9 protein-coding genes are annotated in these 13,344 nt (G+C 64.8%); 7 read left to right on the top strand and 2 right to left on the bottom strand.

Annotated elements, in window-relative coordinates; genetic code table 11:
• Positions 1-122: 122 nt before the first annotated feature.
• The 4 genes from AB688_RS22400 to AB688_RS22415 all read left to right on the top strand — a co-directional run bounded on the left by AB688_RS22400 (position 123) and on the right by AB688_RS22415 (position 5,375).
• Positions 123-1,142, top strand: coding sequence for a DUF4917 family protein (locus tag AB688_RS22400; protein WP_063545934.1), 1,020 nt, complete (start codon positions 123-125; stop codon positions 1,140-1,142).
• An 87-nt stretch (positions 1,143-1,229) separates the two neighbouring features.
• The gene (locus tag AB688_RS22405) at positions 1,230-1,757 is read left to right on the top strand and encodes an RNA polymerase sigma factor (RefSeq protein WP_063545935.1); all 528 of its coding nucleotides are present in this window, start codon (positions 1,230-1,232) and stop codon (positions 1,755-1,757) included.
• On the top strand, positions 1,754-2,707 hold the full coding sequence (locus AB688_RS22410; protein WP_063545936.1) for a FecR family protein: 954 nt from the start codon (positions 1,754-1,756) through the stop codon (positions 2,705-2,707). The genes AB688_RS22405 and AB688_RS22410 overlap by 4 nt, the downstream gene beginning before the upstream one ends.
• A 115-nt stretch (positions 2,708-2,822) precedes the next feature.
• Positions 2,823-5,375: a TonB-dependent receptor gene (locus AB688_RS22415; RefSeq protein WP_063545937.1), complete on the top strand. Its 2,553-nt coding sequence runs from the start codon at positions 2,823-2,825 to the stop codon at positions 5,373-5,375.
• A 107-nt stretch (positions 5,376-5,482) separates the two neighbouring features.
• Here AB688_RS22415 and AB688_RS22420 read toward each other — a convergent pair whose 3' ends face one another.
• Both AB688_RS22420 and AB688_RS22425 read right to left on the bottom strand, forming a co-directional pair.
• Positions 5,483-6,691, bottom strand: coding sequence for a class I SAM-dependent methyltransferase (locus AB688_RS22420; RefSeq protein WP_063545938.1), 1,209 nt, complete (start codon positions 6,689-6,691; stop codon positions 5,483-5,485).
• Between the two features lie 103 nt (positions 6,692-6,794).
• On the bottom strand, positions 6,795-7,412 hold the full coding sequence (locus AB688_RS22425) for a TPM domain-containing protein (protein WP_054894479.1): 618 nt from the start codon (positions 7,410-7,412) through the stop codon (positions 6,795-6,797).
• 201 nt (positions 7,413-7,613) lie between these two features.
• On the opposite strand from AB688_RS22425, the gene bglX reads away from it, so the two are divergent.
• The 3 genes from bglX (at position 7,614) to AB688_RS22440 (ending at position 13,110) form a co-directional block, all read left to right on the top strand.
• Positions 7,614-9,905 carry a beta-glucosidase BglX gene (bglX, locus tag AB688_RS22430; protein WP_063545939.1) on the top strand — a complete coding sequence of 764 codons (2,292 nt, stop codon included), beginning with the start codon at positions 7,614-7,616 and terminating at the stop codon, positions 9,903-9,905.
• Between the two features lie 116 nt (positions 9,906-10,021).
• Positions 10,022-11,779 (top strand): ATP-binding protein, encoded by a 1,758-nt coding sequence (locus AB688_RS22435; protein WP_063545940.1) that lies wholly within the window; start codon positions 10,022-10,024, stop codon positions 11,777-11,779.
• Positions 11,773-13,110: a sigma-54-dependent transcriptional regulator gene (locus tag AB688_RS22440; protein WP_063545941.1), complete on the top strand. Its 1,338-nt coding sequence runs from the start codon at positions 11,773-11,775 to the stop codon at positions 13,108-13,110. The genes AB688_RS22435 and AB688_RS22440 overlap by 7 nt, the downstream gene beginning before the upstream one ends.
• Positions 13,111-13,344: the final 234 nt, after the last annotated feature.

Here is a 13,344-nt window from a genome sequence, read left to right on the forward strand (position 1 = left end):
ATCCTCTTGGGCTGCGCGTTCAGAAGGGAAGCTGCGCAGCTGATTCCTTGGAGACGCAAGCCTCTCACAGCTTGGATGACATGCTAAAGTCCCCGCGTTCACCCTTGCCCCACGGATGCGCGATGCCCTCTCTCGATTCCCAGCTGGCCAACTGGCCCGATCTCAACGCCCGCCACTCCTGCACCGCCCTGCTGGTGGGCAATGGCGCCAGCCGGGTGCTGTGGAAGCCGTTCGGCTACTTCTCGCTGTTCGAACAGGCGCAGCGCGCGGGACGCAAGAGCGGCCTGGCGATCAGCGACCAGGCGCTGTTCAAGGCCTTGGGCACCGAGCTGTTCGAACCGGTGCTGAGCACCCTGAACACCACGGTACGGGCCAATGCGGCCCTGGCGATCAACTCCACCGCGCCGCTGAACCGCTACTACTCGATCAAGGAAGCGCTGATCCACGCCACCCGGACGGTGCATCCGCCGCACACGCTGTTGTCGAGCGCCACCCTGGCGTCGATCAACGCCGCACTGCGCCAGTACCGCAGCGTCTACACCAGCAACTACGACCTGATCCTGCCCTGGGCCATCGAACATGCGCCACAAGGTTTCGCGCAGCTGTTCGATGACGAAGGCTTCTTCGATGTACGCCGCACCGCCAGCACCGGCACCCGGGTCCTGCACCTGCACGGTGGCATGCACCTGCTCAAGCTGCCCGACGGCAGCACGCGACAGCGCAGCGCTGTCGGCAGCGAACTGCTCGACGGCTTCGCCGTGAACATCCCTGGCGAGGTGCCGCTCTTCGTCAACGAAGACCGCAGCGAGCAGAAACTGCGGGCGATCCGCAACTCGGACTATCTGTCCTGGAGCCTCGCGCAGTTGGCCACCGAACACGACGGTCTGTGCCTGTTCGGCCACCACCTGGACAGCAGCGACGAACACCTGCTGCAAGCCATTCACCAAGCACGCCCCAAGCACTTGAGCATCGCCATCCGGCCACTGAACGAAGCTTCGATCATCAATCAGAAGCAGCACTTTTCCAAGCGCTTCGCCGATCTTGCTGGCGTTTCCCTGCACTTCTTCGACGCCACCAGCCACCCGCTCGGCGCCGCGGAACTGGCACTGCCGGTGCCGTTGGCGCAAGCGCGACGTCACTGACAATTCATCCGCGGCGATCTGGTAAATGTAAATAATTCTCGATAAGATCCGCACCCTTTCCTTCCCAGGCCAGCCCGGAAAGCGTGCATGCAGCGCCTCAAGCCCGACCCAGCCACCCAGGACACCTGCCGCGGCTTCTATGCCGAGATCCTGCATTTCCTGCGCAAGCGCATGGACAATGCCAGTGACGCCGCCGACATGACCCAGGATGTCTTCACCCAATGGCTGGGCTACCGCGACCGGGCCAAGGTCGAGCAACCCCGCGCCTTTCTGTTCCAGGTGGCGCGCAACTTGCTGAGCGATCACTGGCGTCGGCAGAAGGTGCGCCATGCCGTGCTCGACGACCAGGCCCAGGACGAAACAGCGGCCGACAACGACCCGCTCGACCACGCCCAGCACGCGCAACGCCTGGATCAATTGCGTGAAGTGCTCGGCGAACTCTCGCCGCGGCGACGAGAAGCCCTTATGCTGCACCGCTTCGAAGGCCTGACCCAGGCACAGATCGCTGAACGCATGGATATTTCCGTAAGCATGGTCGAGAAGCACATCGCCGCCGCCCTGTTGCAATGCAAGCAACGGCTGGACAGTGACAATGGCAGGGAGCAGCCGCAATGAGCCTTATCGACGACATCGACCAGCGCCCGATCGACGCCCAGGCGGCCAGTTGGTTCACGCGCAACCGCAATACGCCGTCGCGTGAGGAGCGCAAGGCTTTCGCCCTGTGGATCCAGCACCCGGAGCATGCGCGCGCCTATCGGCAGTTCGAACAGCTGTGGGACGACCTGGCGGCGCTCAAGCAGGCCAGCCAGCCTGTCGCCCTGCCGATACGCCAGCCGCCGCGCTGGCGTCCGGCTCTGGCAATGGCTGCGGCGCTGCTGTGCGCGGTGCTGGCCAGCAACCTGGGCAGCACCACTGCACCGATGCATCAGAACCTGGCGGCCAGCAACAGCATGCGCACCCTGCGCCTGCCCGATGGCAGCCAGTTGTTCGTCAACGCCCAGACCCGCCTGCGCCTGGACTTCACCGCCGAACAACGATTGATCAGCCTCGAACACGGCCAGCTGTACATCGAGGTGGCACCCGACAAGGAGCGCCCGCTGTTCGTCGATGCCGGCAGTGCCCGCGTGCGCGTGGTCGGCACCGGCTTCGACCTGCGCCGTGGAGACCGCGAGCTGGCCCTGAGCGTGGCCCACGGCCAGGTCGCCTTCGAGACCTCGGGCGAACATCAGCCTGCGCTGCTGCTCGGTGCCGGACAACGGGTCACCTACGACACGGCACGCGGCACGCTGGTGCGTCAGGAGCTCGGGGAACAGCCGGTGGCCGACTGGCGCGATGGCCACGTGAGCTTTCGCAACCGTGAACTGGCGAGCCTGATCGACGAACTGAGCCTGTACCGCCAGCAACCGGTGCTGCTCGCCGATCCGAGCCTGGGCCGCTACAAGGTGTCGGGCAATCTCGATGTGCACGATCCCGATGCACTGCTCACCGCTCTGCCCGCGTTGCTCCCGGTAAAAACCACACTGCTCGGCGACGGCCGCCTGCGCATCGAACATCGCTCGAAATAAATTTGAGAATTTTTATCATTCGCAGGTGAGGGTTTTTCCCAACACCGCGTCTTCCTCCCCGCCTGCCGCGTGAACGGCGGGCTTTTTTCCGGCCATTTGCCGTTTGGGGGAATCCATGTTGCCTGCGTTGCGTCCGTTGAAAACCTTGCCCACTCGTCCCACCCTGCTCGCCCTGTGCCTGGCTATCAGCCTGGCCGCCGAAGCCGCGCCGCAGCAGTTCGACCTGCCCGCCCTACCGCTGGCGCGCTCGCTGAGCCAACTGGCGCAGCAGGCCAAGGTCCAGCTGCTGTTCGACGAAGCCCTGCTGCACAACGCCCAGGCCCCGGCCCTGCAAGGTGCCTACGAGGCGCAGGATGCGATCGCCCGCCTGCTTGCCGGCAGCCGCTTCAGCATGGTGCGCATGGGCAACACCTACGTGGTGCGGCTCAACGAAGAGCAACCACAGGCCGACAACAGCATCCAGCTTGGCGCCATGAGCATCGTCGGCGACGGCCAGCAGATCGGACCGCAGAACGTCGGACGCTCGACCCTCAACCAGGAACAGATCGACCGCTACCAGCCCAGCAACATCCCCAGCGTGCTCGCCACTCTGCCAGGCGTGAACATGGGCGGCTCGGCCAAGCCGGGCGGGCAGACCATCAACATCTGGGGCCTGGGCGACGCCGAAGACGTGCCGATGACCGTCGACGGCGCCACCAAGAGCGGCTTCGAACGCTACCAGCAAGGCACGGTTTTCATCGAGCCGGAGCTGATCAAGCACATCGAGGTGGAAAAAGGCCCGCACTCGGTCAAGACCGGCAATGGCGGTTTCGGCGGCAGCGTCAACATGACCACCAAGGACGCCGGCGACCTGCTCCAGGAAGGGCGCAACAGCGGCGCGATGGTCAAGTACGGCTACGCCAGCAACGACCACCAGCAGGTGTACAGCTCGGCGCTGTTCGGTCGCACCGAGGATGGCCGCTTCGATGGCTTGGCCTACCTGACCAAGCGCGACGGCGGCGACATGAAGCTGGCCAGCAACATCCCCGATCCCCAAGGCCGCTACCCGATCAACCCCACGCGCCTGCCCAACAGCGCCCTCGACCTGGACGGCGCACTGTTCAAGGGCAACGTGCATTTCAACGAAGAGCACAGCCTGGGCTTCTCCTGGTCGCAGTCACAGAGCGAACGCTGGGCGCCGTTCTCGTCCACCGCCTACCCCACGCCGCCCACCGCCGCCGACATCAAGAAGTACGGCTACGAAGCGGCGCTCAAACGCTTCCTGGCCAACCGCACCACCACCGACACCACCTGGTCGACCACCTACACCTACCAGCCGATCGACAACCGCTGGGTCGACCTGGAAGTGAAGTACTCCGACTCCGACACCAAGCAGACCGACGAGCGCCTGGCCACGGCGTTCTTCCAGCCTGCCACCGGCGGGCGCAAGATGGACACCGAGTACCGCGACCGTATGCTCGCCGTGACCAACACCAGCCTGTTCGAGACCGGCGTGCTGGAGCACGCACTGACGGCGGGCGTGCAAGTGCGCCGCCACGACCGCGACACGCAGATGTGGATGCCGGGCGGCATCTACGACACGCCGCGCTACAACTACGGCCACTACCAGCCGTACTTCATGCCCAGCGGCAAGGTGCGGAGCCAGGGTTACTACCTGCAGGATGCCGTCACCCTGGGTGACGTGACCATCACCCCGTCGCTGCGCTACGACCAGGTGACCAACGAGGGCAAGCCCAACGATGCCCCGCTGTACAACAACCCGGCCGCCGGCCACGACTACAGCGACAAGACCTACAGCGGCTGGTCGCCACGTCTGTCGGTGTTCTGGAAGGTCACGCCCAACACCGCCCTGTTCGCCGACTACAGCAAGACCTGGCGGGCGCCGGTGCTGGACGAGCAGTACGAAGTCCAGGGCAGCGGCAGCCGCACAGCCACCAGCCGCAACCTGGACCCGGAGCGCATCACCGCCCTGCGCGTGGGCAGCGTGTTCGACTTCGACAACCTGGTGCTGGCCAACGACAGCGCCCAGGTGCGCACCACACTGTTTCGCAACCACATCGAGGACGAGATCTTCAAGGCCACCGGCATCGGCTGCCCACAGCAACTGGTCACCGGTGGCAGCATTGCCAACACCTGTGGCGGCGGGCTGATGTCGAACTACCGCAACATTGGCGATGTGGTGATCAAGGGCTTCGAGGTCGAGAGCTTCTACGATTCGACCTACCTGTTCGGCTCGGCGTCGTTCTCCTGGATCACCGGCCGTCACCAGGGCGCCTACACCAACCCCTGGGGCCCGGATGTGTGGGCCAAGGATATTCCCGCGCCGAAATGGATCACCACGCTGGGGGTGAAGATTCCGGCCTGGGATGCGCGGATCGGCTGGACCGCGCAGTTCGTGCGCAAGACCGACCGCCTGCCAAGCGACAAGTACTACGAGGGGCCGGCCAGCGTACTGGGTGACCGTTACTACGATCAGTTCGCCAACAGCAGCTACCAGATCCACGGCCTGTTCGCCAATTGGAAGCCGCAGCAGGCCTACCTGAAAGGCACCGAGGTCAACCTGACGGTGGACAACCTGTTCAACGAGTCGGCCCGACCAGAGCTGTCGGGGGAGAATGCGCTGATGCAAGGGCGCAATGCCAAGATCAGCGTGACGCGGTTCTTCTGATTGTCGCCAGTCGCGGTGGAGGCGAGTTTGTCGGGGCGCCGAACCACCGCGAACATTGGCGCTGAGCTTTTCGCGGGCAAGCCCGCTCCCACAGGGCCTGGCAGTACTCAGCCGGCAATGAGCCCATCGGCCCGCAACAGGCTCTCCAGGCAATGCTCCTGTATCCCATAGAACGCCTTGAGCTGGGCGATCTTCTCCAGCAGTGCGCTGTTATCCCCAGCCTGTCTGCGCTTGACCGCCAGGATCATCTTGTTCTTGTTGGTGTGCTCCAACGAAATGAACTCGAACACCTTGGTCTCGTAGCCACAGGCTTCCAGGTACAACGCGCGCAGGCTGTCGGTGAGCATCTCGGCCTGCTGGCCCAGGTGCAGCCCGTACTGCAGCATGGGCTGCAACAGCCCTGGGCTGTGCAGTTGCGGACGGATCTGCTTGTGGCAGCACGGTGAGCACATGATGATCGACGCGCCGCAGCGGATCCCGGTATGGATGGCGTAGTCGGTGGCGATATCGCAGGCGTGCAGCGCGATCATCACCTCGATGGCATCGGGCACCACGCTGCGCACATCGCCGCACTGGAACTCCAGGCCAGAATGCTCCAGCCGCGCCGCGGCAGCGTTGCACAGCTCGACCATGTCGGGGCGCAATTCCACGCCGGTCACTTGCGCTTCGCGAGCCAGGGTGTTGCGCAGGTAGTCATGCATGGCGAAGGTCAGGTAGCCCTTGCCCGAACCGAAGTCGGCGACTCGCAGCACCTGGTCGGCAGTCAGCGGCGCACTGCCCAGGGCATGCGCGAAGACCTCGATGAACTTGTTGATCTGCTTCCACTTGCGCGACATCGACGGAATCAGCGCACCTTGAGTGTCGGTCACACCCAGATCGCGCAGAAATGGCCGCGACAGTTCCAGATAGCGTTTCTTCTCACGATCGTGCCCGCCCGCCGCAGCCTCGCGCGGCACCTGGGCGCTGTGACGTTGCAACAGCGGCTTGCCCTTCTTGCTGAACCCCAGTTGCACCTCGCCTTCGGCGGTGAACAGGTGGGCATTGCGAAAGCTCTCCGGCAACAACTCGGCGACCAGGGCCTGGGCCTGATCCAGCGGCAGGTTGCGGGTGATGTCGCGGGTCTGGTGACGGTAGACCAGCGACAGGCAGGGCTGACCCTTGATCTGCACTGGCTTGGCGATGATCCGCTGCAGGCTATGGTCGGCGCCGACATGACGCGCCAGCACCAGCTTGGTCAGGGTTTCGCTGTGCAGGGCATCGCCCAGCAAGGTCAGGAACTGGGCGCGGGCGTCCGCAGCGGGGGTGGAGGAAGACATGGGAAGGGGGTGCCTCAAGATGCGCAATGGCCGGCATTCTACAGGTTTGCAGGCTTGAGTGGCTGTGCAGGCCCCATCGTCGGCCCGCACCGCCACACACTGTTCAATCCAGGATCACCAGCTGGTTGGGCAACTGGTTGCGCCGCCGCGTCGGCGGCAGGTGCTGGCTGAGCAACTCGCCGCAGGCATCGATGCATTCGACGAACCCCTGCAAGGTGCGCCCCGCGCAGACCTGCGCGGTAAAACGTGCCACCAGTTCGGCACGTGCTCGTTCGTCCAGATGCTGGGCGATGCCCTCGTCCGCCAGGATGGTCACATAGCGCTCCGCCTCGCTGACGAAGATCAACACCCCGGTAGCCCCCTCGGTGCGTTGCAGGTTTTGCTCACGAAATTGCCGCCGGGCAAGATCGGCGGCACGGCGGTGGCGCAGCACCCGTGGGACCAGCCAGCCGGCCAGGCGCGGGTTACGCAGCAACAGGCTGAAGGCGATGAAGGTCAGTACCTGGGCGACCAGCAGCCCACGCAGCCCTGGCCACCCCAGCAGCACCTGCACCAATCCGGGGAGCGCCAGCGCCAGCAGCACGGCCCACAGCAACGGCAGGTACGCATAGTCATCGGCGTGGCGCGCCAGCACCGTCACCAGCTCCGCGTCGGTGCGCTGTTCGGCACGAGCGATGGCTTCGGCAACCTGGCGTTGTTCGTATTCATTGAGAAGGGTCATGCCTTCGGTCTCTCGATCGTTCTTATAGTTGTTAGCCCGGCACGCGGTCGCGAGAGTGTATCTCATCGAGCCCCACTTATAAGGCATAATCCGCGGCGACCGCGGGAGGATGGGGGAGCGACCTGTTACACCGCCAGCGGGCCAGACAACAACAGCCGTCCGAAAAATCGGCCGCGAGCGAACCACTCGACAACGGAATTGATGATGAAACTGTCCTTGCTGGGCCTGGCCATGGGCCTTGCCAGTCAGGCGGCCGTGGCCGCCACCTCTGCCCCGCCCCTGGAAGACAAGCGGGCCTTCATCGACCATCTGATCAGCCAGATGACCGTCGACGAGAAGATCGGTCAGTTGCGCCTGATCAGTATCAGCCCGGAAATGCCGCGCGAAAAGATCCGCGAGGAGATCGCCGCCGGTCGCATCGGCGGTACCTTCAACTCGCGCACAGCGCCGGAGAACCGGCCGATGCAGGATGCCGCCATGCGCAGCCGCCTGAAGATTCCGATGTTCTTTGCGTACGACACCATCCATGGTGAGCGTACGATCTTCCCGATAAGCCTGGGCCTGGCAGCGACCTGGGACATGGACGCCATCGCCAAGGTCGGCCGCACCTCGGCCATCGAAGCTTCGGCCGATGCCCTGGACATGACCTTCGCGCCGATGGTCGACATCGCCCGCGACCCTCGCTGGGGCCGCACCAGCGAGGGCTTCGGCGAAGACACCTACCTCACCTCGAAGATCGGCCAGGTGATGGTCCGCTCGTTCCAGGGCAAGAGCCCGGCCGAGCCCGACAGCATCATGGCCATCGTCAAGCACTTCGCCCTGTATGGCGCAGTGGAAGGCGGGCGCGACTACAACACGGTCGATATGAGCCTGCCGAAAATGTACAACGACTACCTGCCACCCTACCGCGCCAGCCTCGACGCCGGTGCAGGCGGGGTGATGGTGGCGCTGAACTCGATCAACGGCGTACCGGCCACCTCCAATACCTGGCTGATGAACGATCTGCTGCGCAAGGAGTGGGGCTTCAAGGGCGTGACCATCAGCGACCACGGCGCCATCCAGGAGCTGATCCGCCACGGCGTCGCCCGCGACGGCCGCGAGGCGGCGAAGCTGGCGATCAAGGCCGGCATCGACATGAGCATGAACGACACCCTCTACGGCCAGGAACTGCCGGGCCTGCTCAAGTCCGGTGAAGTGACCCAGGCCGAGCTCGACCAGGCGGTACGCGAAGTGCTGGGCGCCAAGTACGACATGGGTCTGTTCAAGAACCCCTACGTGCGCATCGGCAAGCCCGAGACCGATCTCAAGGACTACTACGGCGACGACCGCCTGCACCGTGAGGCCGCCCGCGACGTGGCACGGCGCAGCCTGGTGCTGCTGGAGAACAAGAACCAGGCCCTGCCGCTGAAGAAGGCCGGCACCATCGCCCTGGTCGGCCCACTGGCCGATGCCCCGATCGACATGATGGGCAGTTGGGCTGCCGACGGCCGCCCCGAACATTCGGTGACGGTTCGCGAAGGCCTGCGTCGCGCCACCGAAGGCAAGGCCAAGGTCATCTACGCCAAGGGTTCGAACATCACCGGCGACAAGGCGATCTTCGACTACCTGAACTTCCTCAACTTCGCGGCGCCAGAAATCATCGACGATCCGCGCCCGGCCGCCGTGCTGATCGATGAAGCGGTCAAGGCCGCCAAGCAATCGGACGTGGTAGTGGCGGTGGTGGGTGAGTCGCGCGGCATGTCCCACGAGTCATCCAGCCGCACCACCCTGGAGATTCCGGCAGTACAGCGCGAGCTGATCAAGGCGCTCAAAGCCACCGGCAAACCCCTGGTGCTGGTGCTGATGAACGGCCGCCCGCTGTCGATCGCCTGGGAGCGCGAGCAGGCCGATGCCATCCTCGAAACCTGGTTCAGCGGCACCGAAGGCGGCAACGCCATCGCCGATGTGCTGTTCGGTGACTACAACCCATCCGGCAAGCTGGCCATCACCTTCCCGCGGTCGGTCGGGCAGATCCCGATGTACTACAACCACCTGAGCATCGGTCGCCCGTTCACCCCGGGCAAGCCGGGCAACTACACCTCGCAGTACTTCGAGGAGCCCAATGGCCCGCTGTATCCGTTCGGTTACGGCCTGAGCTACAGCACCTTCGAGCTCTCGGATCTTGCGCTGTCGAAGACCGCGCTCAAGCGCGGTGACAACCTGCAGGCCGAAGTGACGGTGAAGAACACCGGCAAGGTCGATGGCGAAACCGTGGTGCAGCTGTACATCCAGGATGTCAGCGCTTCGATGAGCCGTCCGGTGAAAGAGCTGAAGAACTTCCAGAAGGTGCTGCTCAAGGCGGGCGAGTCCCGAACCTTGACCTTCCGCATCAGCGAGGATGACCTGAAGTTCTACAATGGCCAGCTCCAGCATGTGGCCGAGCCTGGGCAGTTCAACGTCCAGATCGGACTGGACTCGCAGGCCGTGCAGCAGCAGAGCTTCGAGTTGCTGTAGACCGCTGCGGCCACTGCGCGGGCACGCCCGCTCCCACAGGGTCGGATGTGCTCTTGTGGGAGCGGGTTTACCCGCGAAGGGGCCGGCACTTTAAACAGAACGCCCGGACCCGCACCATGCCCTCACCCTTCCGCGCACTGCGCCTGGCCCTGATCATTCTGCTGATCCTGGTCGGCACTGCCCTCAGCGCCAGTTGGGCGATGCACCACGCCAAGCGCCAGGCGATGCAGACCGACGCACGCCGGGCCAGCGAGCAATTGACCCTCTACGCCAATGGCCTGCACACGCTCATCGAACGCTACCGTGCCCTGCCCGCCGTCCTGGCGCTGGACCCGGAGCTGATCGACGCCCTGCGCGGCCCGGTCGGCGAATCGCTGCAGGATGCGCTGAACCGCAAGCTCGAACGCATCAACGGTGCCGCCAACTCCTCGACCCTCGAACTGCTCGACCGCACCGGTCTCGCCGTGGCAGCCAGCAACTGGCGCCTGCCGACCACGTACGTCGGCTCCAACTATGGCTTTCGCCCCTATTTCAAGCAGACCCGCAGCCAGGGCACCGGCAGCTTCTACGCCGTCGGCGTGACCAGCGGCGTGCCGGGCTATTTCCTGTCCAGCGCAGTGAACGACGAGCACGGACGCTTCCTTGGTGCCATGGTGGTCAAGCTGGAGTTCCCCGAGCTTGAACGCGAATGGCGCCTGGGCAGCGACATCCTGCTGGTCAGCGATGCGCGCGGGATCATCTTCATCGCCAACCAGAACGGCTGGCGCTATCGCGAGCTGCAGCCCTTGACCGCCGCAGACCGCGCTGAGCTGGCCGAAACCCGCCAGTACGACAAACAGCCCCTGGTCCCTCTGCAGCACCAGTTGCTGACCCGTTTCGACGAACGCAGCACGTTCAGCCGCGTGCAGGGGCCGGACGGTAGCGCCGACTATCTGTGGGAGAGCTTGCCGCTGGCCACCGAAGGCTGGACCCTGCATCTGCTGCGCAAGCCGCAGGTCAGCGAGGATGCCCGCAACGCGGCGTTGTCTGGCGCCGCGGTGTGGTTGAGCCTGGTGTTCGCCGTGCTGTTCGTCAGCCAGCGCCTGCGCATCGCCCGCCTGCGCCAACGCAGCCGCGAAGAGCTGACGCGCCTGGTCGAGGAGCGCACACGCGAGTTGCGCACTGCCCAGGAAGGCCTGGTGCAGTCGGCCAAGTTGGCGGCGCTGGGGCAGATGTCGGCGGCGCTGGCCCATGAGATCAACCAGCCGTTGACCACCCAGCGCATGCAACTGGAAACCCTGCGCCTGCTGCTCGACCATGGCCGCCATGAACAGGCGCGTCAGGCGCTGGAGCCGCTGGAGCAGATGCTCACGCGCATGGCCGCCCTCACCGGCCACCTCAAGACCTTCGCACGCAATAGCCCAGGCGGGCTGCGCGAGCGTCTTGATCTGGCCACCGTGGTCGACCAGGCCCTGCACCTGCTCGACACCCGCATTCGCGGCGAGCAGGTCGAGGTGGCGCTGTACCTGGCGCGTCCTGCGTGGGTGCGCGGCGACGCGATCCGCCTTGAACAGGTGCTGATCAACCTGCTGCACAACGCCCTCGACGCCATGGCCGACAAGCGCTACAAACGTCTGGAGATCCGTATCGAAGCCGAGGACGAACGCTGGCACCTGAGCGTGCTCGACTCCGGTGGCGGCATCAAGGATGCCGACCTGGCCCGCGTCTTCGACCCCTTCTTCACCACCAAGCCGGTGGGCGAAGGGCTGGGCCTGGGCCTGGCGATTTCCTATGGCATCGTTCATGAAGCCGGCGGCCAGTTGCAGGTCGAAAACCTGCCTGGCGGTGCCCGCTTCAGCCTTACCCTGCCCCGCGACCTGGAGCCTGCATGTTGAATTCAGTGATCGTCGTCGACGACGAAGCCAGCATCCGCACCGCGGTGGAGCAATGGCTGAGCCTGTCCGGCTTCAGCGTGCAGTTGTTCGCCCGCGCAGAGGAATGTCTCGCGCAACTGCCACAGCACTTCCCCGGCGTGGTTATCAGCGATGTGCGCATGCCGGGCATGGATGGCCTGCAACTGCTCGAGCACCTGCAGGCGCAAGACCCTGACCTGCCGGTGATCCTGCTCACCGGTCACGGCGATGTGCCGATGGCAGTGGAAGCCATGCGCAAGGGTGCCTACGACTTCCTGGAAAAACCCTTCACCCCGCAGCACTTGCTGGGCAGCCTGCGCCGCGCCCTGGACAAGCGCCAACTGGTGCTGGAAAACCGCGCGCTGCACCAGCAGGCCGACCTCAAGGAACGGCTGCAAGCGACCCTGCTGGGGATGTCCCAGGGCCTGCAACAGTTGCGTCGGCAGGTACTGGAACTGGCGGGGTTGCCAGTCAATGTGCTGATCCGCGGCGAAACCGGCAGCGGCAAGGAGCGCGTGGCGCGATGCCTGCACGACTTCGGCCCACGCGCCGACAAACCCTTCGTCGCCCTCAATTGCGCGGCAATCCCCGAAGCCCTGTTCGAGGCCGAGCTGTTCGGCCATGAGAGCGGCGCCTTCACCGGCGCCCAGGGCAAACGCATCGGCAAGCTGGAATATGCCAACGGCGGCACGGTATTTCTCGACGAGATCGAAAGCATGCCACTGGCCCAGCAGGCCAAGTTGCTGCGGGTGATTCAGGAGCAGAAACTCGAACGCCTGGGTGCCAACCAGAGCATCAGCGTCGACTTGCGCATCATCGCCGCGACCAAACCCGATCTGCTCGACGAGGCTCGCGCCGGGCGATTTCGCGAAGACCTGGCGTACCGCCTGAACGTTGCCGAACTGCGTCTGGCGCCACTGCGCGAGCGGCGCGAGGACATCCCGCTGCTGTTCGAGCATTTCGTCCGTACCGCCGCCGAGCGCCTGGGGCGCAGCAGCACACCGCCGCTTTCAGGCGCGCAACTGGCACAACTGCTGGCCCATGACTGGCCGGGCAATGTGCGCGAGCTGGCCAATGCCGCCGAGCGCCATGCGCTGGGGCTGGGTTCATCGAGCATCGAGGTGGCGCCGGGAGGTCAGTCGCTGAGCGAACAAATGGAGGCGTTCGAGCTGCAATGCCTGCGCGCCGCGCTGCGTCAGCACAAGGGCGAGATCAAAGGGGTCATGGAGACGCTGCAACTGCCGCGGCGTACGCTGAACGAGAAGATGCAGCGCCATGGCCTGATGCGCGAGGATTTTATCGAGCGCGAATGAGCGGAATCTTGCCGATCAAAAGCTGCCAATAGGCGGGTTACCGCTCATATGGCCTGTGTCTGGCCGGTGCAAGCAGCGCGGCTGTTCGCGGGCAAGCCCGCTCTACGGATACAGTGCAGGCCTTGATCCATCGCGTTTCTGGGGCGCTGGCATGCCCAAGGATGGGGCGGCCGACACCTCATTCGGATCGTTACGCCCTCATTTGGCACAGCTTCTGCAAAACCCTTCTCAAGC

The sequence above is a fragment of the Pseudomonas putida genome (genome assembly GCF_001636055.1).
Classification (GTDB): domain Bacteria; phylum Pseudomonadota; class Gammaproteobacteria; order Pseudomonadales; family Pseudomonadaceae; genus Aquipseudomonas; species Aquipseudomonas machongensis.

Bases quoted from the DNA above. Each gene is read 5' to 3' on its own strand.
- AB688_RS22425 (WP_054894479.1), bottom strand. From the start codon at position 7,412: ATGACCCTTCTCAATGAATACGAACAACGCCAGGTTGCCGAAGCCATC.
- AB688_RS22415 (WP_063545937.1), top strand. From the start codon at position 2,823: ATGTTGCCTGCGTTGCGTCCGTTGAAAACCTTGCCCACTCGTCCCACC.
- AB688_RS22400 (WP_063545934.1), top strand. From the start codon at position 123: ATGCCCTCTCTCGATTCCCAGCTGGCCAACTGGCCCGATCTCAACGCC.
- AB688_RS22435 (WP_063545940.1), top strand. From the start codon at position 10,022: ATGCCCTCACCCTTCCGCGCACTGCGCCTGGCCCTGATCATTCTGCTG.
- bglX (WP_063545939.1), top strand. From the start codon at position 7,614: ATGATGAAACTGTCCTTGCTGGGCCTGGCCATGGGCCTTGCCAGTCAG.
- AB688_RS22405 (WP_063545935.1), top strand. From the start codon at position 1,230: ATGCAGCGCCTCAAGCCCGACCCAGCCACCCAGGACACCTGCCGCGGC.
- AB688_RS22440 (WP_063545941.1), top strand. From the start codon at position 11,773: ATGTTGAATTCAGTGATCGTCGTCGACGACGAAGCCAGCATCCGCACC.
- AB688_RS22420 (WP_063545938.1), bottom strand. From the start codon at position 6,691: ATGTCTTCCTCCACCCCCGCTGCGGACGCCCGCGCCCAGTTCCTGACC.
- AB688_RS22410 (WP_063545936.1), top strand. From the start codon at position 1,754: ATGAGCCTTATCGACGACATCGACCAGCGCCCGATCGACGCCCAGGCG.